Annotated in this window: 20 protein-coding genes and 1 tRNA gene; 16 read left to right on the plus strand and 5 right to left on the minus strand. The window is 61.9% G+C overall.

What is annotated here, in order from left to right:
* Positions 1-47 precede the first annotated feature (47 nt).
* Positions 48-1,124, minus strand: coding sequence for an alanine racemase (gene alr, locus EA795_RS02275; protein WP_122075324.1), 1,077 nt, complete (start codon positions 1,122-1,124; stop codon positions 48-50).
* A gap of 146 nt (positions 1,125-1,270) precedes the next feature.
* Here alr and EA795_RS02280 point away from each other — a divergent pair, with 146 nt between their 5' ends.
* Entirely contained in the window at positions 1,271-2,461 is a 1,191-nt protein-coding gene (locus tag EA795_RS02280; RefSeq protein ID WP_115027427.1) for a multifunctional CCA addition/repair protein, read from the plus strand.
* Here the strand turns inward: EA795_RS02280 and folK are convergent.
* Together folK and folB are read right to left on the minus strand one after the other, a co-directional pair.
* Positions 2,458-2,991, minus strand: coding sequence for a 2-amino-4-hydroxy-6-hydroxymethyldihydropteridine diphosphokinase (gene folK / locus EA795_RS02285; protein WP_058078805.1), 534 nt, complete (start codon positions 2,989-2,991; stop codon positions 2,458-2,460). The two genes, EA795_RS02280 and folK, sit on opposite strands and share 4 nt — an antisense overlap.
* A complete protein-coding gene (gene folB / locus EA795_RS02290) occupies positions 2,982-3,335 on the minus strand; it encodes a dihydroneopterin aldolase (RefSeq protein ID WP_122075326.1) in 354 nt (117 codons plus the stop codon). The genes folK and folB overlap by 10 nt, the downstream gene beginning before the upstream one ends.
* A 153-nt stretch (positions 3,336-3,488) precedes the next feature.
* On the opposite strand from folB, the gene plsY reads away from it, so the two are divergent.
* Entirely contained in the window at positions 3,489-4,058 is a 570-nt protein-coding gene (gene plsY, locus EA795_RS02295) for a glycerol-3-phosphate 1-O-acyltransferase PlsY (RefSeq protein ID WP_058078880.1), read from the plus strand.
* A gap of 50 nt (positions 4,059-4,108) precedes the next feature.
* Here the strand turns inward: plsY and tsaD are convergent, their stop codons facing one another.
* Positions 4,109-5,134, minus strand: coding sequence for a tRNA (adenosine(37)-N6)-threonylcarbamoyltransferase complex transferase subunit TsaD (gene tsaD, locus EA795_RS02300; protein WP_115027426.1), 1,026 nt, complete (start codon positions 5,132-5,134; stop codon positions 4,109-4,111).
* Between the two features lie 198 nt (positions 5,135-5,332).
* On the opposite strand from tsaD, the gene rpsU reads away from it, so the two are divergent.
* The 3 genes from rpsU to rpoD all read left to right on the plus strand — a co-directional run bounded on the left by rpsU (position 5,333) and on the right by rpoD (position 9,754).
* On the plus strand, positions 5,333-5,548 hold the full coding sequence (rpsU, locus tag EA795_RS02305; RefSeq protein ID WP_003283508.1) for a 30S ribosomal protein S21: 216 nt from the start codon (positions 5,333-5,335) through the stop codon (positions 5,546-5,548).
* A 284-nt stretch (positions 5,549-5,832) separates the two neighbouring features.
* Entirely contained in the window at positions 5,833-7,833 is a 2,001-nt protein-coding gene (gene dnaG / locus EA795_RS02310) for a DNA primase (RefSeq protein WP_014851472.1), read from the plus strand.
* 67 nt (positions 7,834-7,900) lie between these two features.
* Positions 7,901-9,754: an RNA polymerase sigma factor RpoD gene (gene rpoD / locus EA795_RS02315; RefSeq protein ID WP_058073987.1), complete on the plus strand. Its 1,854-nt coding sequence runs from the start codon at positions 7,901-7,903 to the stop codon at positions 9,752-9,754.
* Positions 9,755-9,864: 110 nt separating this feature from the next.
* Here the strand turns inward: rpoD and blaPST are convergent, their stop codons facing one another.
* Positions 9,865-10,596 (minus strand): PST family subclass B1 metallo-beta-lactamase, encoded by a 732-nt coding sequence (gene blaPST / locus EA795_RS02320; protein ID WP_376750394.1) that lies wholly within the window; start codon positions 10,594-10,596, stop codon positions 9,865-9,867.
* A gap of 170 nt (positions 10,597-10,766) precedes the next feature.
* Between blaPST and EA795_RS02325 the strand changes: the two genes are divergently transcribed.
* The 11 genes from EA795_RS02325 to EA795_RS02375 all read left to right on the plus strand — a co-directional run bounded on the left by EA795_RS02325 (position 10,767) and on the right by EA795_RS02375 (position 21,532).
* Positions 10,767-10,843: transfer RNA gene (locus tag EA795_RS02325), tRNA-Ile, on the plus strand.
* Between the two features lie 365 nt (positions 10,844-11,208).
* A complete protein-coding gene (locus EA795_RS02330) occupies positions 11,209-12,348 on the plus strand; it encodes a Fic family protein (protein WP_122075329.1) in 1,140 nt (379 codons plus the stop codon).
* A gap of 103 nt (positions 12,349-12,451) precedes the next feature.
* A complete protein-coding gene (locus EA795_RS02335) occupies positions 12,452-13,222 on the plus strand; it encodes a nuclease-related domain-containing protein (RefSeq protein ID WP_122075331.1) in 771 nt (256 codons plus the stop codon).
* Between the two features lie 38 nt (positions 13,223-13,260).
* On the plus strand, positions 13,261-14,181 hold the full coding sequence (locus tag EA795_RS02340) for a restriction endonuclease (protein WP_122075333.1): 921 nt from the start codon (positions 13,261-13,263) through the stop codon (positions 14,179-14,181).
* An 89-nt stretch (positions 14,182-14,270) separates the two neighbouring features.
* Positions 14,271-15,137, plus strand: coding sequence for a hypothetical protein (locus tag EA795_RS20890; RefSeq protein WP_147456291.1), 867 nt, complete (start codon positions 14,271-14,273; stop codon positions 15,135-15,137).
* 733 nt (positions 15,138-15,870) lie between these two features.
* On the plus strand, positions 15,871-17,661 hold the full coding sequence (locus EA795_RS02350; RefSeq protein WP_122075337.1) for an SLC13 family permease: 1,791 nt from the start codon (positions 15,871-15,873) through the stop codon (positions 17,659-17,661).
* Between the two features lie 83 nt (positions 17,662-17,744).
* Entirely contained in the window at positions 17,745-19,022 is a 1,278-nt protein-coding gene (locus EA795_RS02355) for a bifunctional O-acetylhomoserine aminocarboxypropyltransferase/cysteine synthase (protein WP_122075340.1), read from the plus strand.
* A gap of 128 nt (positions 19,023-19,150) precedes the next feature.
* Positions 19,151-19,585, plus strand: a complete 435-nt coding sequence (gene trxC / locus EA795_RS02360) for a thioredoxin TrxC (RefSeq protein WP_122075342.1) — start codon at positions 19,151-19,153, stop codon at positions 19,583-19,585.
* A gap of 201 nt (positions 19,586-19,786) precedes the next feature.
* A complete protein-coding gene (locus EA795_RS02365) occupies positions 19,787-20,503 on the plus strand; it encodes a beta-ketoacyl synthase chain length factor (protein ID WP_122075344.1) in 717 nt (238 codons plus the stop codon).
* Positions 20,479-21,288 (plus strand): lysophospholipid acyltransferase family protein, encoded by an 810-nt coding sequence (locus EA795_RS02370; protein ID WP_014851462.1) that lies wholly within the window; start codon positions 20,479-20,481, stop codon positions 21,286-21,288. Before EA795_RS02365 ends, EA795_RS02370 begins: the two co-directional genes overlap by 25 nt.
* Positions 21,269-21,532, plus strand: a complete 264-nt coding sequence (locus EA795_RS02375; protein WP_014851461.1) for a phosphopantetheine-binding protein — start codon at positions 21,269-21,271, stop codon at positions 21,530-21,532. The genes EA795_RS02370 and EA795_RS02375 overlap by 20 nt, the downstream gene beginning before the upstream one ends.

Below are 21,532 nucleotides of genomic sequence, written 5' to 3' on the forward strand. Positions count from 1 at the left end.
GGCCGAACACGTTCAGCCCTAGGCATCAGGCCGGCAGTCGAGGGGGCTTAACCGAGGTATCTGCGCGGCACTCGCTGCGTCACCCTGGTGAGCAATTCGTAGCCGATGGTGCCGCTCGCCCGGGCCACTTCGTCGACAGGCAGCTGCGCGCCCCAGAGCTCCACCGCGTCGCCGATGGCGGCTTCGGGAAGGTCGGTCAGGTCTATCGCCAGCATGTCCATCGACACCCTGCCCGCCAGCGGCACGCGCTGGCCGCGAACCACGACGGGCGTACCCGATGGCGCATGACGCGGATAGCCATCGGCATAACCGCAACTGACGGTGCCGATGCGCGACGGGCGCTGCGCCACCCAGGTCGCACCGTAGCCGACGCTGTCGCCGGCGGGCACGTCGTGCATGGCGATCACCTCGGCGGTAAGCGTCATGGCCGGGCGCAGCCCCAGCTCGGCGGCACTGCGTTCGGCGAAGGGCGAAGCTCCGTAGAGCATGATGCCGGGGCGCAGCCAGTCCATATGCGCCGGCGCCAAGGTCAGCACGGCGGCGGAGTTGGCGAAGCTGCGCTGATCGAAGGCGAACCCCTGCATGCCGTGGCAGCGTTCCAGCTGATGATCGGTGAGTGCGTGCAGATGCTCATCGGCACAGGCGAAGTGGCTCATCAGGTTGACCTCCGCCACCTGCGGCGCGCCGCGCAGGCGCTCTGCCCAGCGCTGCAGCTCGGCAGGCTCGAAACCCAGCCGGTGCATCCCCGAATCCAGCTTGAGCCAGACGTTCAGCGCCCGCGCCGGCCCACAATCCAGCAAGCGCTGCGCCTGTTCGGCGCCCTGCACCGAGACATCCAGCCCCAGCTCCATCGCGGCGGCATAATCCTCGGCATCGAAACAGCCTTCGAGCAGCAGCAGACGAGCCTTTGGTGCCTGTTCGCGTACCACGCGCGCCTCCTCGACGCTGCATACGGCGAAACCGTCGGCCTCCTCGCGCAACGCCGCCGCCACCGCTGCAGAACCGTGGCCGTAGGCATCGGCCTTGACCACCGCGAAAGCCCGGCGTCCAGGTGCGCAACGCTTGGCCAGGGCATAGTTGTGACGAATGGCGGTCAGGTCGATCGTGGCAATGAGGGGACGCATCGGGCGGGGTCCTGCGCAGTGTGAGGGAGCCGGTATCTTACTCCGGTGCGAGACCGAAGGCCGGGCTTCTCGCCGCGCCCTCGAGAAACACGTGCTCCACCGTCCAAGCGCTTATCCTTTATCCTCCGCCTCCACGGAGGTGGAACATGCAGATATATAAAGTCGGCGGCGCAGTGCGCGATCGCCTGTTGGGCCGCGACGTCAGCGAGGTGGACTGGGTCGTCGTGGGCGCCACCACCGAGGAAATGCAGGCACTGGGCTATCGTCCCGTGGGCGCGGACTTCCCGGTGTTCCTGCATCCGAAGACCGGTGAGGAATACGCCCTGGCCCGTACCGAGCGCAAAAGCGGTCGCGGCTACGGTGGCTTCACCTTCTACGCCAGCCCCGACGTCACGCTGGAAGAGGACCTGATCCGCCGCGACCTCACCATCAACGCCATGGCCGAGGATGACCATGGCCAGGTGATCGATCCCTACGGCGGCCAGCATGATCTCGAGGCCCGCCTGCTGCGCCATGTTTCCTCCGCCTTCGCCGAGGACCCGCTGCGCGTGCTGCGCGTCGCCCGCTTCGCCGCCCGCTATGCCGATCTCGGATTCGTCGTAGCCGACGAGACCCTGGCGCTGATGCGGCAGCTCGCCGAGTCCGGCGAGCTCCAGGCGTTGACGCCCGAGCGCAGCTGGAAGGAGATATCCCGCGCGCTGATGGAACCGCACCCCGAAGTGTTCGTGCAGGTCCTGCGTGAATGCGGCGCGTTGCGCGAGCTGCTACCCGAGCTGGACGCCCTGTTCGCCCCGCCACCGGCCGATACCGGCAGCGCACTGCTCGAAGTGTTGCACCAATGCGCCCGTCATGCGCAGCCGCTGGCCGTACGCTGGGCCTGCCTGCTGCATGTGCTGGGCAGAGACTGCACCTCGTCGGAGCCCCAGCCTGCGCAGCGCAAAAACCCCATCGAAGCGATCAACGTACGCTGCAAGGTGCCGCGCGATTGCCAGGAACTGGCGCTGTTGGTCGGCGAGTATCACTGCCAGGCGCACCAGGCCGAAGCCTTGCAGCCCGAGGCGCTGCTCGAATTGCTGCAGCATTTCGATATCTATCGTCGACCGGAGCGCTTCGAGCAGTTCCTGGCGGCCTGCGAGATGGTCGCCCGCGGTCGAGCGGCACATGAGCGGATCGATTATCCCCAGGCCGCCTACCTTCGTGCCGCGGCAGACGCCGCACGAGCGGTCGAAGCCAGGCCGCTGATCGAGCTGGGTTACCAGGGCGCGGAACTGGGCCAGGCCTTGAAACGCGAGCGTCTCCAGAGTATCGAGCGTTTCAAGGCCGGGGCCGCCAGCTAGCGCGGGTGAGCCTGCAGCAACGCCGACGGCGTCAATTCGAGGTCGTGCCAGCGGAAGGAGACCGGCCACAGCTGCTGCTGAATCCGCGCTTCCTCCCAGAGGCTTGCAAAACAGGCGTTGGCAAGCGGATGGCGAACGTCCGGCACCAGCAGCGCTAGCGGCCAGAGCACGAAGGCGTTGCGCAGGATCTCCGGGCGCGGCAGCTCCAGGCCATGGAAGTTGCCCACCAGTTGGTCGTACATCAACACGTCGATATCCAGCGGCAGGCCCTTGCGGTCGGGAGCATAGCGGCCGTTATCGGCCTCGATGAACTTCAGCCGCCGGTCCAGCTCCATCAGCGGCAGGTCGGTTTCACCGGCGACGACGAGGTTGTAGAAATTGTCGCCCTTGTAGCCCACCGCCACGCTCTCGAAAACCGCCGAGCAGCGCATCCGGCTCAGCAGCCCGGCCAGCGCATCCAGACCGGCGACGAGATTCTTTTCACGCGAAGCATTGCTGCCCAGGCCGAGCAGCACCGGTATCAGCGACATCCGCGCTCGATCTCCACACCCAGGGCCCTGGCACGGGCGTTGGCGCCCGGCTTGGTCACCCGCAGTCGCAACCAGGCAATACCGAACTCCGCCATCAGGTCCGCAGCCAGGCGCTCGGCGAAGGTTTCGACCAGCTCGAAGTGCGCCGCCTCGGCGAAGCGATCGATGGCTGCCGCCACCTTGGCGTAGTCCAGCGCCTTGTCCAGTTCGTCATTTGCCGCAGCGGGGCGAATGTCCCAGCCGAGGGTCAGATCCAATCGCAGGCACTGGCGGATGCCCCGCTCCCAGTCATAGGCGCCGATCACCGTATCCACTTCCAGCCCTTCGATGAAGACTGTATCCACCAAGGTTCTCCCGAATTTCACAAAGTACAGCCTGCGCCATTGGCGGGCCGTTTGAAAGCGCCCGCCTTACCTTCCGGCACGCCGATGGACGCGGCTTGCGGCGAAACAGGAACAGCCCCTAGACTCAGGACCTCCCCGCCCCGGATGAATGTCATGTTCTGGCAACTGACACTGCTCGCCTACCTGACCGGCTCGCTGTCGTTTGCCATCCTCATCAGCCGCCTGGCGGGCGCCCCCGATCCTCGCGCGGGCGGCTCCGGCAACCCGGGCGCCACCAACATGCTGCGCCTGGCCGGCAAGCGGCTGGCGATCTGGACGCTGTTCGGCGACCTGCTCAAGGGCGTGCTTCCAGTGCTGCTGGCAGCTTCGCTCGGCCTGTCGGTCCAGCAACAGGCCTGGATCGGCCTGGCGGCAGTGCTCGGTCATCTTTACCCGCTTTATTTCAGTTTTCGCGGCGGCAAGGGCGTTGCCACGGCGGCCGGTGCGCTGCTCGGCCTGTATCCGCCGGCTGCGTTCCTGGCGCTGGGCGCCTGGCTGCTGGTATTCAGGCTGACCCGCACCAGCTCGGCTGCCGCGCTCGTTGCGCTACCGGTCTGCCTGCCACTACTGGCCTGGCAGCGGCCGGACGCGCTATTGCCGATGAGCCTGCTCGCGAGCCTGATCATCTGGCGTCACCGCAACAATCTGCGTGATCTGTTCGCAGGCCGGGAACGCCACTTCTAATAGTCGGCAGATACAGACTGTCTGGCTGCCTGACGCTGCGGCGCGTCACCTCAAATCGCCTCCAGCGTCTCCATCGGCCAGCGGGCCTGCACGGCGATCTCAGGCCCCACCTGTTGCCCCGCCAGCAGGCGCTGGCAACCGGCGTAAGCGATCATCGCCCCATTGTCGGTACAGAAGCGCGGCCGCGCATAGAACACCTGCCCCTGCATGTCGGCAAGCATGGCCTCCAGGCTCTGGCGCAGCGACTGATTGGCACTGACGCCACCGGCGATCACCAGTCGCTTCAGCCCGGTCTGCTGCAGCGCGCGCCGACACTTGATGGTCAGCGTCTCGACCACCGCCTGCTGGAAGGCCAGGGCGATATCGCAGCGCGTCTGCTCGCCGTCATCGCCGGCGTTGCGGCAGTGCTGCCAGGTTGTCAGCGTGGAGGTTTTAAGGCCGCTGAAACTGAAATCCAGCCCTGGGCGATCGGTCATCGGTCGCGGGAACACGAAACGTCCCGGCGTGCCGCGCTCGGCCAACGCGGCGATTTCAGGACCGCCGGGGTAGCGCAAGCTCATCAGCTTGGCCGTCTTGTCGAAGGCTTCGCCGGCGGCATCGTCCACCGACTCGCCCAGCAGTTCGTAGCGACCGATGCCGTCGACACGCACCAGCTGCGTATGGCCACCGGAAACCAGCAAGGCAACGAAGGGAAAGGCGGGCGGCTGCTCTTCCAGCATCGGCGCCAGCAGATGGCCTTCCATATGATGGACGCCAACGGCCGGAACGCCCCAGGCAAAGGCCATCGCCTGCGCACAGGACGCACCCACCAGCAACGCGCCAACCAGGCCGGGCCCGGCGGTATAGGCGATCGCGTCGATCTGCGTGGCTTCACGCCCGGCCTCATCCAGCACCTGACGGATGAGCGGCAACATGCGTTTGACGTGATCACGCGAGGCCAGCTCGGGAACCACGCCACCGTACACGCGGTGCAGGTCGATCTGACTGAACAGCGCATCGGCCAGCAGCCCCTGCTCACTGTCGTAGAGCGCGACACCGGTTTCGTCGCACGAAGTTTCCAGCCCCAGCACCAGCATGGGTTACAACCTTTGCAGAGAAGCGAATGAAGCCGCGCATATTAATAGCCATGAGCGACGGCCGACCAGCGCTTTTCGCTCGGCGGGCTTTGCATTCCGCGCAGCAAGGCGTTAACATCCGCAACCCTTAAAACCAGCGTGCTCGCGATATTTGCCGAAGCGCGTTGTAACCGGTAAACAAGTGAAGGTACGTCCTGGATGCCCAACGTTAAAGTCAAAGAGAACGAACCATTCGACGTAGCTCTGCGTCGCTTCAAGCGTTCTTGCGAAAAAGCCGGTGTGCTGGCCGAAGTCCGCAGCCGCGAGTTCTACGAGAAGCCCACTGCCGAGCGCAAGCGTAAAGCTGCCGCCGCAGTCAAGCGTCACGCCAAGAAAGTGCAGCGCGAACAGCGCCGCAGCGTTCGCCTGTACTGATCTCAGCACAGCGAAGCCGCATAAGGCCCGGCGAATGCCGGGCTTTGCATTAGCAGACCGTTAAAAACTACCTGCGTTGGCAATACTGCGTTAAAAACAGGCTCGGAATGCTCGTTTAGGTCACTAAACTCCGCCTCCTCGCCTCTTTTTGCCTTGTCTTGCCTGCCTCGCCTACATTTTTAACGGCCTGATTGGCCTGAAAAGAACTCCGCTTCGTCAGTTGACGAATGAGCGGAGTTTTTTCATTTCCGAGCCATGCTCCGCGAGCGTATTCTCATCCCCTTATGGCCGGCCTGATACCGCAGTCCTTCATTGACGATCTGCTCAACCGCTCCGACATCGTCGAGGTGGTGGGTTCGCGTATCCAGCTGAAAAAGGCCGGCAAGAACTACACGGCCCGCTGCCCTTTCCACCAGGAAAAGACCCCGTCGTTCAGCGTCAGTCCCGACAAGCAGTTCTACTACTGCTTCGGCTGCGGCGCAGGCGGCAACGCGCTCGGCTTCATCATGGACCACGACAACCTGGACTTTCCCCAGGCGGTCGAGGACCTGGCCAAGCGCGCGGGCATGGAAGTCCCACGCGAGGATAACGGCACCGGGCGCAAACCCCGGCAGCCAGTCGATTCGCCGCTTTATCCGTTGCTCGATGCCGCCGCCGGATACTATCGGCAATCGCTCAAGAGTCACCCGGCCCGCAAGGCCGCGGTGGAATACCTCAAGAGCCGCGGCCTGTCCGGCGTGATCGCCCGGGACTTCGGCCTCGGCTTCGCGCCGCCGGGCTGGGACAACCTGATGAAGCACCTGGGCGGCGACGCCCTGCAGCACAAGGCGATGCTCGATGCCGGCCTGCTGATCGAAAACACCGAAACCGGCCGCAGCTACGACCGTTTCCGTGACCGCGTGATGTTCCCGATCCGCGACAGCCGCGGCCGCATCATCGCCTTCGGCGGCCGAGTGCTTGGCGACGACAAGCCCAAGTACCTCAATTCCCCGGAAACCCCGGTATTCCACAAGGGCCAGGAACTCTACGGCCTCTTCGAAGCCCGCAAGGCCAACCGCGATCTCGACGAGATCATGGTGGTGGAAGGCTACATGGACGTCATCGCACTGGCCCAGCAGGGCCTGCGCAACGCCGTCGCCACGCTGGGCACCGCCACCAGCGACGAACACCTCAAGCGCCTGTTCCGCATCGTCCCCAGCGTGCTGTTCTGCTTCGATGGCGATGCCGCCGGTCGCAAGGCCGCCTGGCGCGCGCTGGAGGCGACGCTGCCCAACCTACAGGACGGCAAGCGCGCACGCTTCCTGTTCCTCCCCGATGGAGAGGATCCGGACAGTCTGGTTCGCCACGAAGGCACCGATGCCTTCCGCGCGCGCATCAACCAGCACGCCCAGCCACTGGCCGACTACTTCTTCCAGCAACTGAGCGAGGAAGCCGACCCGCGCTCACTGGAAGGCAAGGCCCACCTGGTGACCTTGGCCGCACCGCTGATCGATCGGATTCCCGGCAATCACTTGCGCACCCTGATGCGCCAGCGCCTATCCGAAATCACGGGCCTCTCCGGCGAAATGCTGCAGCAGGTCGCGCAGAGCACCCCGCCCGCCCCCAAATCATCGGTCAGCAACGAACCGCCAACCGACTACGGTTATTACTTCGACGCCCAACCGGATTACGGCGATGTCGCAGACTATGCCGACCATATCGAGCCGCCGGCCGCAGTCTACGAACAGCAAAAGCCCTGGCAGAAGGGCGAAAGCAAGGACTGGAAAAAGAAAGGCGAGTGGAAAAAGGGTGGCGACTGGAAGAAGGGACCGCGCAATGACGCGCCGCCGCGCAAGCCGGTGCACGTCGAGTCACCGACCCTGACCGCCCTGCGCACCTTGCTGCACCACCCTCAACTGGCGCAGAAAGTCGAGGATGTCAGCCATTTCGCCGACGAAGAGGACACCTACGCCCAGCTACTGGTCGCCCTGGTCGGAACCTTGCAGAAGAGCCCCAGACTACGCTCGCTGCAGCTGATCGCCCGCTGGCACGGCACCGAGCAAGGCCGGCTGCTGCGCGCGCTGGCGGAGAAGGAGTGGCTGATCGAAGGCGACAATCTTGAAAAGCAGTTCTTCGACACCATTACTACACTTACCCAGGGCCAGTTGAAGAAACACCGCGATCAACTCCTGCGCAGCGTGATGCACAAGAGCCCCAGCGAACTGAGCGATGAAGAAAAAGCTCTATTGAGAGAGCACTTCAGCCACGTTCCTCCAACCGACAGCAAGAGCCCAACTGGCGCGTGAGGCGCCGAATCGGGTATAATCCTCGGCTTATTTTCAGCCCGCCAAGACCTTCAGTGGATAGGGTGCTATGTCCGGAAAAGCGCAACAGCAATCTCGCCTCAAAGAATTGATCCAGCGTGGCCGTGAGCAGGGTTACCTGACTTACGCCGAGGTCAATGACCACCTGCCGGAGGATATTTCCGATCCGGAACAGGTGGAAGATATCATCCGCATGATCAATGACATGGGCATTAACGTATTCGAGGTTGCCCCGGATGCAGATGCCCTGTTGCTGGCCGAAGCCGATACCGATGAAGCCGCCGCCGAAGAGGCCGCCGCGGCTCTCGCTGCCGTGGAAACGGATATCGGCCGCACCACCGACCCCGTGCGCATGTACATGCGTGAAATGGGTACGGTCGAACTGCTGACCCGCGAAGGCGAGATCGAAATCGCCAAACGCATCGAGGAAGGCATTCGCGAAGTCATGAGCGCCATCGCTCATTTCCCGGGCACGGTCGACAGCATTCTCGCCGATTACGAGCGCGTCACCACCGAAGGTGGCCGCCTGTCCGACATCCTTAGCGGCTATATCGACCCCGATGACGACGGCGCTGCCGCCCCGCAGGAAGTCGAGCCCGTCACGCCTCAGGCCACTGCGAAGCCGGCTGACGACGACAAGGATGACGAGGAAGAAGACGAGTCCGACAGCGAAGAGGAAGAAGGCGATGGCGGCCCGGACCCGGAAGTTGCCCGCGTGCGCTTCGGTGCCGTTGCCGAGCAACTGGACGTCGCCAAGAAAGCCCTGAAGAAGCATGGCCGTGGCAGCCAGCAGGCGACTGACGCTCTGCAGGAACTGGCCACCCTGTTCATGCCCATCAAGCTCATCCCCAAGCAGTACGATGCGCTGGTCCAGCGTGTACGCGATGCCCTGAGCCAGATCCGCGCCCAGGAACGCGCCATCATGCAGATCTGCGTGCGCGATGCCCGCATGCCGCGTGCCGACTTCCTGCGCCAGTTCCCCAACCACGAGACCGACCTCGACTGGGCCGATCAGCTGGCTGCCGGCAAGAGCAAATACGCCGAAGCCATCGCCGCGCGCAAGGAAGACATCCAGAGCTGCCAGCAGAAGCTGATCGCCCTGGAAGAAGAATGCGTACTGGCCATTGCCGACATCAAGGACATCAACCGTCGCATGTCCATCGGTGAAGCCAAGGCTCGCCGGGCGAAGAAAGAGATGGTCGAGGCCAACCTGCGCCTGGTCATCTCCATCGCCAAGAAGTACACCAACCGCGGCCTGCAGTTCCTCGACCTGATCCAGGAAGGCAACATCGGCCTGATGAAGGCGGTAGACAAGTTCGAATACCGTCGCGGCTACAAGTTCTCGACCTACGCCACCTGGTGGATTCGCCAGGCGATCACTCGCTCCATTGCCGACCAGGCGCGGACCATCCGCATCCCGGTGCACATGATCGAGACGATCAACAAGCTCAACCGCATCTCCCGTCAGATGCTGCAGGAAATGGGCCGCGAGCCCACGCCCGAAGAGCTGGGCGAGCGCATGGAAATGCCCGAGGACAAGATCCGCAAGGTCCTGAAGATCGCCAAAGAACCGATCTCCATGGAAACTCCCATCGGTGACGACGAAGACTCGCACCTGGGCGACTTCATCGAAGACTCCGCCATGCAATCGCCGATCGACGTGGCGACCGTGGAGAGCCTCAAGGAAGCCACCCGCGACGTCCTCTCCGGACTCACCGCACGGGAAGCCAAGGTCCTGCGCATGCGCTTCGGTATCGACATGAACACCGACCACACCCTCGAGGAAGTCGGCAAGCAGTTCGATGTCACCCGCGAGCGTATCCGCCAGATCGAAGCCAAGGCATTGCGCAAGCTGCGCCACCCGACACGAAGCGAGCATCTGCGCTCCTTCCTCGACGAGTGACCCACAAAACCCCGGCCCTGCCGGGGTTTTTCTTTCCGCCGCTTTTCGCTTCCTCTATTCCAGTCCTTTCGCCGACGAGCACGACCAGTGCGCCGCCGCCAAGCGCACCATCAATCCTTCGCAGTAGCCGCCACAGCAAGTTTTCGCGTGTGTTCGAGCAAGGAAACATCTCCCGGCACGCCATGACCCGGAATGACGAGCTGCGCATCGGGATATCGACGCTGCAGCCTTTCTGCCGAAGCGGCCCACTCGCTGACGACCGCATCGGCGGTGTTACCCAGCGTGCCGGCAGCCGCAGCCCGAACGAAACACCCGCCATTCAGCAGCTTCTGCTCCGGCAGCCACACGACGAGGTTATCCACGCTATGCCCAGCACCGGGATAGAAGACCTCGACCTTGCCCTCGAGCAGCCATAAAGGCGCATCGTCGAATGTCTCGGTCGCCAGCGCCTTGCCGTTCTGCTTCAGCAACGCATTGGTCCGTGCCGAGGCATAGGTGGGCACTGAGATCGAGTTCAGATACGCGATCCCCGCCGTGCGGTCGTCATGAAAGTGCGTCGAAACACTGGCCTTGACCTGATAGTTGCGCTCCTGCAACCAGGCCACCAGCGCCGCTGTGTCGCGCTCCGACCAGGGCGTGTCGATGATGTAGGCGCCCTGCCCGTCCAGCACCACCAGGCCGTTCGCATCGACAAGACCATAGCCTTCCACCTGCTGGAAAGAAGTATGGAGATAAACGCCCTCGGCGATCTTCTCGATCCGCAGTTCCGGCAGCGAATCGCCAGCCCGAGCGAGCCCGCAGAACATCACGATAAATAGCGCCGCAAACAGTGATTTCATCATTCACCCTTGTTGTTGAAAGGAGAGAGAAGATACTGCAGGCCAAGCGCCCGAAGTACCTGATGGTCCCAAAACCGAAGGACAAACCAACCGAGACTTGCTTACCAACGAACCCCGACCAGCCTTCGGTTGCGCTCCACCAAGGCCCCGGTATAATCCGCCCTTCCTTCTGAGGGCCTATAGCTCAGTTGGTTAGAGCAGAGGACTCATAATCCTTTGGTCCACGGTTCGAGTCCGTGTGGGCCCACCATCTTCAAAGCCGCGCACTGCGCGGCTTTTTGCTTTCTACGATTGTGGCATTCGGATCAGCTTTTGGGTCCGCAGGTACGGAACGGTACAGCGCTGGCATGCCAGCCCAGTTACTCCGTAGCTCACAAAACGGAAGGCCAACCGCACCAAGCGCGACGCCCCAAGGACGTCTGGGTACACCGTACCGAAAAAGAGGTACCGTGCCGCATTTACATCCAGCGCAGCGCTCCGCACACCTGACGCCAAGATGCCCTTAAGGCTAGCTAAAGGCTGTATGGAGTCGACAGTGAGCCGAATCGCCGGCATTATCGGCTCACCACATGAGCCGAATAGACTCGCTAATCGGCTCACAGACGAGCAGCCATCATGAGTGAACCCTTCTGGATCTGGCAGCAACCCAACTGGCCACATTTCACTTGGCAAGCCGAAGCGCTTGCCCCGCTGCTGCGCGCTTGCGGCCAGGCTCAGGGGCGTTTGCTGGGAATGCTCGGCGCTGTAGGTGGTGACACGGAAGTGCAGAGCAGCCTGGATGCCATGCTGCAGAACATCGTCACCTCCTCTGCCATCGAAGGTGAGCAGCTGAATGTCGGCTCCGTGCGCTCATCATTGGCCCGGCGCCTGGGGCTGACCGAAGAAGGTCGCATCACCTCTCGCTCCGAAGGCCTGGCGGAACTACTGCTCGATGCCACCCGCGCCTATCAGCAGCCACTCAATCTGCAGCGGCTGTTCACCTGGCATGGCTGGCTGTTCCCCAGCGATGACCACCTGCTGGCCCGCCCGCTACGCATCGGCATGCTGCGCGGCGAAGAGCCCATGCAAGTAGTTTCTGGTCGCCTCGACCACCCTACCGTGCATTTCGAGGCCCCACCCCGCGCTGGACTGGAAGCGCAATTGGAAGACTTCCTCGCCTGGTTCGAGAGCAGCCGTAGCGATGCCGGCCTCGACCCGTTTCTGCGGGCCGGCATTGCGCACTTCTGGTTCGTCACCCTGCACCCTTTCGATGACGGCAACGGCCGCCTTACGCGCGCCATCACCGACCTGGCACTGGCTCAGGGCGAACAGCAGACCATCCGCTTTTACGCCATGTCGGCGAGCATCCTCGACGACCGCACCGGTTATTACCGCATCCTGGAGTCGGGGCAGAGAGGCACGCTGGATATCACAGCCTGGCTGCAATGGTTCCTCGCAACGCTGCTCAAGAGCCTGGAGCAGGCTCTCGCTCGTATCGACCGCGTGCTGGTCAAAGCGCGCTTCTGGCAGGCTCACCGCAGCCAAGCCTTGTCTGCCGAGCAGATCAAAGTGCTTAACCGGCTGCTTGATGGTGGCGAGAGAGGTTTCGAGAACGGCATCAGCGCCGCGCAATACCAGACCGTGGCCAAGGTCTCGAAAGCCACCGCCACGCGCCATCTGAGCGACCTTGTCGAGAAGGGCTGTCTTGCCCGGCTACCCGGCGGGGGGCGCAGCACGCGCTACCAAATACAGCACTCGGCAAACGCACAAGGCTGACCCCGCAGCGACAGAGCAGCGCACCGGGCGCGCCGTAATGGTGTAGTGCCATTACGCCAGGTTTCGGTACTATCCGGTTAATTCTGGATTACTAGGACAGGAAATGGACTTCACCCCCATCATCGCGCAGGCCTGGGGCACGCTGGGCTGGTTTATCCCGCTGATGCTGCTGATTGGCCTACTCAAGTCGCCCTGGGCCAAGGGTCATATCGGCGAACTCCTGGTAAGGCTGTTTGCCCATTGGCAGCTGGATAAGCTGACCTACCGCCGCCTGCACAACGTCACGCTCGACACGCCTGACGGCACCACGCAAATCGACCACGTATTCCTCTCGCCCTACGGCATCTTCGTGTTGGAAACGAAGAACATGAGCGGCTGGATCTTCGGCAGCGAGCAGCAGGCGCAGTGGACGCAGAAGCTCTACAAACGCACCTTCAAATTCCAGAACCCGCTGCGGCAGAACTACAAACACCTCAAAGCGCTGGAAGCCACCCTTGGCGTTAACCCCGAGCACCTGCACTCGGTCATCACCTTTGTCGGCGGCAGCACGTTTAAAACCGAAGTGCCAGCCAACGTGACTCAGGGCATCGGCTTTATCCGCTATATCAAGTCATTCCAACAGCCGCTATTCAGCGAGGCTGAAGTCGACGCCATGCTGCAAGCCCTGCAAAACGGCCGCCGCGCACCCAGCCTCGCCACCCACCGCGAGCATGTGCAAAACCTCAAGCGTCGCACTGACCCGACAGCCGAGCGGCAATGCCCAAAATGCGGCAGCGCGCTACTGATTCGAACTGTGAAATCAGGGGCGAAAGCGGGGCAGCAGTTTTGGGGATGCTCGGCTTTCCCCAAGTGCCGGACGATACAAAGCCTTTAGCACATAGCCAGACCATCAACGCTGCGCCTGGAGCTGCAATGCCCGTCCCAACCTACGACCAGTTTATTGAGCCGATCCTTCGCTACTTGGCCGCCACGCCCGAAGGCGCTACAGCACGTGACGCCCATGAAGCCGCTGCCGATGCGCTGAACCTGTCGGAACCACAGCGCCAAGAGCTGATTGCCAGCGGTCAGGCCACCTACAAAAACCGTGCAGGCTGGGCGCATGACCGCCTCAAGCGCGCGGGCTTGTCCAGCAGCGCCAAACGTGGGCACTGGAAGCTGACTGACGCAGGCGTTACCTATACTGCACAACATCCCCAACCACTTACTGCTGATGAAGTGGAACGGCTTGCTATCGGTTTCATGGACGTAAAACTCAAGAGCCCGACCGACGCCATCCCACTGGATGGGCAAGAACAGCCACCACCGGCGCTCAGCTCAGCCACCGTGAGTCCCGACGACCGCCTGGAGCAGGCTCTACTTGAGCTACGCGAGGCAACGGCTGCTGACCTGCTGGATAATCTTCTACAAGTCAGCCCCAACCGCTTTGAAGTCATCGTCCTAGATGTGCTGCACAACCTTGGGTATGGCGCTAGCCGTAACGACCTACAGCGCGTCGGAGGCAGCGGCGATGGCGGGATCGATGGAGTGATATCACTCGACAAGCTCGGTCTGGAGAAAGTTTACGTCCAAGCCAAACGCTGGCAGGGCACGGTTGGGCGGCCAGAACTGCAAGCCTTCTATGGCGCACTCGCCGGACAGAAAGCCAAGCGAGGGGTGTTTATCACCACCTCAGGATTCACCGCCCAGGCAATCGACTTTTCCCGCTCTGTAGAAGGCATGGTGCTGGTAGACGGCAGTCGGCTGGTAAATCTGATGATGGATCATGAAGTCGGCGTAACGTCGCGGCTACTAAAATTGCCGAAGCTGGATAGCGACTACTTCGATGAGGAATAACTGGGCGGATAAATAAATCATCCCTTCCTCTGCGGGCCTTCTACTCCGCAGCTGGCCGACTCTACATATTCTCTAGGGAGCAGTTAGGAATGCACGAGACGCTGAAAATAAAAATCGACTTTGCTGATGAACGACAGAGGCCAGCGGAAATATTCCAAGCTATGAGTAGCTACATCGAAGCCTACCAAGCAATCGGTCAAGTCATGGCGAGAAGTCTCGGGGACAGAGAGGAATTTGCACTACGATTAGAGAAGGTCGAGGCGGGATCTGTAGCCAGCGTACTAAGAGCAGTTCCTGGACTAGTGAAAGACTGGATCGAAACTGCTATTTTCGAGTCAAGCATTAAACTAGCCGAGGATCTATCTGAAATTGAAAGCACCAGCACAGAAGAAGAAGTAGATCATCTTGCGTCAAAGCTTGAAACGGAGCTAGCAAAATCTGAAACAGGCCAAATGATTGACCCAAAAATTGATCGAAAAGCTTTTGCACATGCACTGAGCAAACTCTCAGAAGCCAACAAAAGACTCCTACTAGAAGAAAGCGCTTCTGCGACATTTATTGAAAATGATAAAGTTACCAAAATAAATACCCATTGGCGCTTCAATGCCAACCCCAAAGATATGTTTCTTGGAAGCACGGAGTCGAAGAGCTGTACGGACAAGCTCTACGTTAGAGCACCAATCAATATAGGCAAAGGCGCCTGGTCCATGTTGAGCGCCAGCACAAACAGCCGATTCAACGCAAGAATCGTCGATGTAGCCTGGCTTGATGAATATCAAGGTGGACTAATACCGGCCATCGGCCCAAAGGATGTTATGGAGGCAGAGTTAGTTCTTGAAATTTACACACCTCCCCCTGGAAAAGGGAAAGCCTTTATTTCAAGCGCAAAAATTTTGCGGGTCATACAAGTCCATCGAGATGTTGGGTTAAAGCATGAAATCACCCCCCTCTTATAAAGAACGAAAGTCCATGCTAGCGGAGCTTTCATCGGAGTATGTATTCATCGTCACCCCTTTTGTATTTTTAGTAGCAATCAAACTCTACGCATACTCCTGGCCTGAAATAATCTTAGCTCCAGACTGGTCACTAGTTTCCTGTATAATATTCGGGCAAATCTCTGTAAGAATGTCTAGGTCGGCAATCAAGTATCAGCACGCAGACAGTCGACAATTTGGCCTGTATTCAGCCAAACGGTTTTTCTTGGTCGCAGTATCGTTGCTGTTTTACTTTGGAATGGTCGCACAGCCCACCCTTTATCTTGGATGGTGTCAAATTGGACTATTCACGCTAGCTAGCTTTTTCCATTTCAAGGATGGCCTAACCGCCAGGATTCTTGAAGAAAAAACAAACCAATAACATGTTTTACAATTCGATAATTTAACCTGATAGAGTTCCGATCTACGTTTTTTTCTTGAGGAACATTGGAAAGCAAAACCTGACCGCTGGTATATCGACCACTCGCGTGTACTCGGCTGGCTCCGACTGCCACCCCAGTGAGCGCAGCGCCATAACGCAATCAAAGCGCAATCAGTGTTAATCGGCCAATCCACCTCTCCTTGCCGCAACTAATAACCAAATCATCTATTAACATCAAAAAAGGTTTCTAGACACTCTAAGCCCCACCCTCTATCGTGCGCCGCGGGGTCGCCTGGGTGGCCCGCTTTGGTTGTCGCTACGCTAAGGAAACCCATGCTCCCTGAATCGCTGCAGCTTTATTTCGTCTGCGCCGTGCTGGTGTGGGTGCTGGTGTCTTTCGTGCGCGAGAGCTGGAGCCCGGATATCGTCGTGGCGATTGCGGTGGCGGTGCTGATCGCCGCGCAGCTGTTGGCGCCGGCCGAAGTGTTGGGGGTGCTGTCGAACTCGGCGCCGGTGACAATCGCCTGCATGTTCGTGATTTCCGCGGCGCTGGAGCGAACCGGCTGTATCGATGCGCTGGGCAACTGGCTGGGCGATCTGGTGGGCACCAGTCCCACGCGGGTATTGGCCGGCCTGACCATCACCGCGCTGGTCATTTCCGCCTTTCTCAACAATACGCCGGTGGTGGCGATTCTCACGCCGGTAGCCATCTCGCTGGCCAGGCGCGCCGGCACCACGCCGTCCAAACTGCTGATTCCGCTGTCCTACGCCACCATTCTCGGCGGCACGCTGACCATGATTGGCACCTCGACCAACATCCTGGTCGATGGCGTCGCGCGCAAGGCAGGGCTCGAGCCGTTCGGCATGTTCGAGATCACCGGTGCGGCGTTGATTCTTGCGGTGGTCGGCATGGCCTACATGCTGACGCTGGGCAAGCGCCTGCTGCCCGAGCGCGATACCCTTTCCAAGCTACTGGGCCCGCGCCTGGATCGCACCTTCATGACCGAACTGCGGGTGCCGCAGAGCTCGCCGGTGATCGGCAAGAGCATCAGCGAGGCCAACCTCAACGGGGGCAGCGGCCTGCAGGTGCTCCAGGTCAATCGCGGCGCCACGCTGTTCAGCCGTCCGGAGCATGATTTCGCGCTGCAGGCAGGCGATCTGCTGGTCATCCACGGTCAGGTCAAGGATGTGGTCGAGCTGCGCGGCAGCGGCCATCTGGCCTTCAGCCGTAGCGATGCCTTCGAAACCATCAGCAGCGACGACGTGACACTCGTCGAAGCCATCGTCGGTCGCGATTCGCGTTTCAGCCACCGCCCCATGCGCGACCTCGACCTGTCGGCGCGTTATGGCATCAACGTGCTGGCCGTGCATCGTCAGGACGAGAATATCCAGGGCAACTTCGACGATTTCGAGCTGCAGTTCGGCGACGTGATGCTGGTCGAAGGTTCGGCCACGCAGATCAAGCGCTTCGCCGACAACGGCGGACTGATCAGCCTGAACATCGTGCAGGAGCGTGCCTACCGCCGCGACAAGGCTCCGCTGGCGATCATCACCACCCTGGCGGTGATGCTGCTGGCAGCGCTGGGCGTGATGCCCATCGAAGGGCTGGCGATCATCGGTGCGGCAACGGTACTGGCGACACGCTGCCTGGACGTGGAGGATGCCTACAAGGCGGTCGACTGGAAAATCCTCAGCCTGATCTTCGGCATGCTGGCGATCAGCGTCGCCATGGACAAGGTCGGGCTGGTCGAGCTGATCGTCTCCAGCGTGGTCACGCTGACGCCCTGGGCAGGCCCGCTGTTCATGCTGTCGTTCATCTACCTGTTCACCTCCACCCTCACCGAGGTGCTGTCGAACAACGCCGTCGCGGTGCTGGTCACGCCCATCGCCATCGGCCTGGCGCAGCAGCTGGGTGTCGACCCGCGGGCCTTCGTGGTGGCGGTGATGTTCGCCGCCAGCGCCAGCTTCGCGACACCGATCGGCTACCAGACCAACACCTTCGTCTACACCGCCGGCGGCTATCGCTTCAGCGACTTCCTGAAGGTCGGAATTCCGCTGAACCTCCTGCTCTGGGGCGCTGCGACGCTGGTGATCCCCTGGTTCTGGCCGCTGGCGCCGGTGTGACGCACAGCTTGCCCTGAGTCATTGCTTCCGCATTCGTTTGATCCCATGCTCGTGGCATTTCAGCCAACAACAAGGAATGCGCGATGAAACCGGAAACCCTGGCGATCCATGCCGGCTACAGCCCCGACCCGACCACCAAGGCCGTGGCGGTGCCGATCTACCAGACCACGTCCTACGCCTTCGACGACACCCAGCATGGCGCCGACCTGTTCGACCTGAAGGTCGCCGGCAACATCTATACGCGCATCATGAACCCCACCAACGACGTGCTGGAGCAGCGTGTCGCGGCCCTTGAAGGCGGCGTTGCGGCGCTGGCCGTGGCATCCGGCATGGCCGCCGTGACCTATGCCATCCAGACGGTGGCCGGGGTCGGCGACAACATCGTCTCGGTGGCCAAGCTGTATGGCGGCACCTACAACCTGTTCGCCCACACCCTGCCACGCTTCGGCATCGAGGTACGCTTCGCCGCCCATGACGACATCGCCGCGCTCGAGGCCTTGATCGACGGAAACACCAAGGCCGTCTTCTGCGAATCCATCGGCAACCCTGCCGGCAACATCATCGACCTGCAGGCGCTGGCCGACGCCGCACACCGGCATGGCGTACCGCTGATCGTGGACAACACCGTGGCCACGCCGATTCTCTGCCGGCCGTTCGAACATGGTGCGGATGTGGTGGTGCATTCGCTGACGAAGTACATCGGCGGCCATGGCACCAGCATCGGCGGCATAGTGGTGGACTCAGGCAAATTCCCATGGGCCGATCACAAGGACCGCTTCCCGCTGCTCAACACGCCGGACCCGTCCTATCACGGCGTCACCTACACCGAAGCATTCGGCCCCGCAGCGTTCATCGGCCGTTGCCGTGTGGTACCGCTGCGCAACACCGGCGCGGCACTGTCGCCGTTCAACGCCTTCATGATCCTGCAGGGGCTGGAAACCCTGGCGCTGCGCATGGAACGCCACTGCGAGAACGCACTGAAGGTCGCGACCTATCTGCAGTCGCATCCGCAGGTCGCCTGGGTGAAGTACGCCGGCCTGCCGGACCATCCCGAGCACGAGCTGGCGCTGCGCTACACCAAGGGCACGCCCGCCTCGATATTGTCGTTCGGTATCAAGGGCGGCTTCGATGCCGGCGCGCGCTTCATCGACGCCCTCAAGCTGGTGGTTCGCCTGGTGAACATCGGCGATGCCAAATCCCTGGCCTGCCACCCCGCCTCCACCACCCACCGCCAGCTCAGCGACGAGGAGCTGGAAAAAGCCGGCGTACCGCGGGACATGGTGCGGCTGTCGATCGGTATCGAGCATATCGACGACATTCTTGCCGACCTGGAGCAGGCGCTGGCGGCCTCGAAGGGCTAGGGTCGCAGGGCTTCATTCGCAGAGGCTTGCGACTGAAGCCCATCAGACGCAGTGCCCGCTCGCGCGTGTCGCGCGCCCTGATACTCTCCATGCATCGCCATCCAGAGAGAAGCACCCAGGAGCCGCTCATGACCGATTCGCTCATCGTACCCTGTGCGCACTGCGCCGGGCTCAACCGCATCCCCGCCGACCGCGTTGGCCAGCATCCGCGCTGCGGACGCTGCAAGAACGAGGTGCTGGTAGGCAAGCCCTTCGAGGTGAACCAGGGCAATTTCGCGCAGCAGATAAAAGGCGACCTGCCACTGCTGCTGGATGTCTGGGCCAGCTGGTGCGGGCCATGCCGCAGCTTCGCCCCGACCTTCGAGCAGGCCGCCGTTCAACTGCAGGGACGCTGCCGACTGGCCAAGCTGGACAGCGAAGCCAACCAGCAGTTGTCCGGCCAGCTGGGCATCCGCTCCATCCCCAGCCTGATCCTGTTCAGAAACGCCCGCGAAGTGGCACGCCAGAACGGCGCCATGCCCTTGCCACAGTTGCTGGCGTGGGCTGCACAGCAGGGCATCTGACCGTTTCACCGGGGCAAAATCCGCGACCAGACACCGACTCTGCGAAAAAGTTCCGCCCAGAAGGGCAACCTCCCATCAGCAGCGTTTGCCTCGCATGGGTGGCGATTGGATAATGCCGGCACTTTTATGCTGCATTTACCGATAGGCGCCATTCATGGACCGATACGCCGATAACAAAACCTGCAGAAAGCTGGGTCTAGCGTGATTCAATTCGACATCGATCAATGGCGAGCCTGGGCACCGGGCATGGAAAGCGCGGACGATTGGACAGCCTGGGCCGTTGCGCCGGGCCCGCTGGCCGATGATGGCCAGCCGGACGTCAGCTTCCTGCCGGCCATGCAGCGCCGTCGCCTGAGTCGCCTGGCGCGCATGGCCTTCGCGGTCGCCACGCCGCTGACCGAAGGCCAACCGCCGATGCCCCTGGTGTATGCCTCACGCCACGGCGAAACCCCACGAACTTTCGCCATCCTCAGCGATCTGGCGCGTCAGGAAGCACTATCGCCTACCCAGTTCAGCCTGTCGGTGCATAACGCGGTGATCGGCCTGTGGTCGATCCTGCAGAACGATGGCAGCGAGATGACCGCCCTGGCCGCCGAAGGCGATGGCCTGGAACACGCCGTCATGGAAGCCGCGCTGCTGCTGGCCGAAGGGGCGCCAGCGGTGCTGCTGGTGATCGCCGAGGATCAACCGCCCAGCGTCTATCAACCCTGGATCGGTGACGTGAGCTTTCCTTACGCCGTCGCACTGCTGCTCAAGCCGGGCTGCAGCTGGCAGCTGCGCCTGGACGCGACCGAAGACCAGACCGCGCCCAGCGAATGGCCACACGCGCTGGAACTGGTGCGCGCACTGCTCACCGGCCGTTCCTGCTGGCAGCACCAATGGAAGAGACGTCGATGGAACTGGCAACGGAATCAGTGAACAACCGCCCCAATGCACCCTGGCTGTGGCGCCTGGTCGCCACCGGCCTGTCGTTCGCGCTGTTCGGGCTCGGCGGCCTGTGCCTGCGGCTTATCGTGTTCCCTGTCATCGACCGTCTGCCCGGTGACGCCCTCGCGCGTCGCCGCCGGGCGCGCCTGACCAACAGCCGCCTGTTCTGGTTCTTCGTGCAGTTCATGTATCGCAGCGGCGTGCTGACCTATGAAGTCGAGGGCGCGGAGCGTCTTGGCCGGCCGGGCCAGTTGGTGATCGCCAATCACCCCTCGCTGATCGACGTGGTGGTGCTGGTCTCGCTGATTCGCGACGCCAATTGCGTGGTCAAGCAGAGCCTCTGGGACAACCCCTTTACCCGCGGCCCGATCCGCGCGGCGCAGTACATCAGCAACAACGGCAGCGCCGAAATGCTCGACGAAGCGGCCGCAGCCCTGCAACAGGGCCAGACTCTGATCATCTTCCCCGAAGGCACCCGCACCACGCCGGGCCAGCCGCCGCAGTTCCATCGTGGCGCGGCGGCCATCGCGTTGCGCGGGGCGACGCGGGTCACACCCGTGGTGATCAGCGTCACACCCACCACCCTGACCAAGGCCGAGCCCTGGTACCGCATTCCGTCACGGCGTTTCCATTTTCATCTGCGGGTCGGCGATGATATCGACCCCCAGGTATTTGCCAGCCAGGGCTCAGCGCCCATTGCCTCACGGCGACTCAACGACCATCTGCACCAACACTTCATAAAGGAGCTCGCACTCGATGAGCCAACTACAGCTTGAGATCAAGCATCTGATCATTGATGCGCTGGGTCTGGAAGACCTCACACCGGAAGATATCGCCGCCGACCAGCCGCTGTTTGGCGAAGGCCTGGGCCTGGATTCGGTCGACGCGCTGGAGCTGGGCCTGGCCATCCAGAAGCGTTTCGGCATCAAGATCGACGCCGACGCCAAGGACACCCGCAAGCACTTCGCCAGTGTCGACAGCCTGGCTGACTACGTCAGCGCCAACCGTGCCGTCGCCTGA

The organism is Stutzerimonas nitrititolerans (assembly GCF_003696285.1).
GTDB classification, from domain to species: domain Bacteria; phylum Pseudomonadota; class Gammaproteobacteria; order Pseudomonadales; family Pseudomonadaceae; genus Stutzerimonas; species Stutzerimonas nitrititolerans.

What these genes read in the sequence shown, in the direction of transcription:
- EA795_RS02280 (WP_115027427.1), top strand. Translation starts at nt 1,271, where the DNA reads ATGCAGATATATAAAGTCGGCGGCGCAGTGCGCGATCGCCTGTTGGGC.
- EA795_RS02335 (WP_122075331.1), top strand. Translation starts at nt 12,452, where the DNA reads ATGGACTTCACCCCCATCATCGCGCAGGCCTGGGGCACGCTGGGCTGG.
- EA795_RS02355 (WP_122075340.1), top strand. Translation starts at nt 17,745, where the DNA reads ATGAAACCGGAAACCCTGGCGATCCATGCCGGCTACAGCCCCGACCCG.
- trxC (WP_122075342.1), top strand. Translation starts at nt 19,151, where the DNA reads ATGACCGATTCGCTCATCGTACCCTGTGCGCACTGCGCCGGGCTCAAC.
- EA795_RS02370 (WP_014851462.1), top strand. Translation starts at nt 20,479, where the DNA reads ATGGAACTGGCAACGGAATCAGTGAACAACCGCCCCAATGCACCCTGG.
- EA795_RS02330 (WP_122075329.1), top strand. Translation starts at nt 11,209, where the DNA reads ATGAGTGAACCCTTCTGGATCTGGCAGCAACCCAACTGGCCACATTTC.
- tsaD (WP_115027426.1), bottom strand. Translation starts at nt 5,134, where the DNA reads ATGCTGGTGCTGGGGCTGGAAACTTCGTGCGACGAAACCGGTGTCGCG.
- plsY (WP_058078880.1), top strand. Translation starts at nt 3,489, where the DNA reads ATGTTCTGGCAACTGACACTGCTCGCCTACCTGACCGGCTCGCTGTCG.
- folK (WP_058078805.1), bottom strand. Translation starts at nt 2,991, where the DNA reads ATGTCGCTGATACCGGTGCTGCTCGGCCTGGGCAGCAATGCTTCGCGT.
- EA795_RS02375 (WP_014851461.1), top strand. Translation starts at nt 21,269, where the DNA reads ATGAGCCAACTACAGCTTGAGATCAAGCATCTGATCATTGATGCGCTG.
- EA795_RS20890 (WP_147456291.1), top strand. Translation starts at nt 14,271, where the DNA reads ATGCACGAGACGCTGAAAATAAAAATCGACTTTGCTGATGAACGACAG.
- blaPST (WP_376750394.1), bottom strand. Translation starts at nt 10,596, where the DNA reads ATGATGAAATCACTGTTTGCGGCGCTATTTATCGTGATGTTCTGCGGG.
- EA795_RS02350 (WP_122075337.1), top strand. Translation starts at nt 15,871, where the DNA reads ATGCTCCCTGAATCGCTGCAGCTTTATTTCGTCTGCGCCGTGCTGGTG.
- rpsU (WP_003283508.1), top strand. Translation starts at nt 5,333, where the DNA reads ATGCCCAACGTTAAAGTCAAAGAGAACGAACCATTCGACGTAGCTCTG.
- alr (WP_122075324.1), bottom strand. Translation starts at nt 1,124, where the DNA reads ATGCGTCCCCTCATTGCCACGATCGACCTGACCGCCATTCGTCACAAC.
- EA795_RS02340 (WP_122075333.1), top strand. Translation starts at nt 13,261, where the DNA reads ATGCCCGTCCCAACCTACGACCAGTTTATTGAGCCGATCCTTCGCTAC.
- rpoD (WP_058073987.1), top strand. Translation starts at nt 7,901, where the DNA reads ATGTCCGGAAAAGCGCAACAGCAATCTCGCCTCAAAGAATTGATCCAG.
- dnaG (WP_014851472.1), top strand. Translation starts at nt 5,833, where the DNA reads ATGGCCGGCCTGATACCGCAGTCCTTCATTGACGATCTGCTCAACCGC.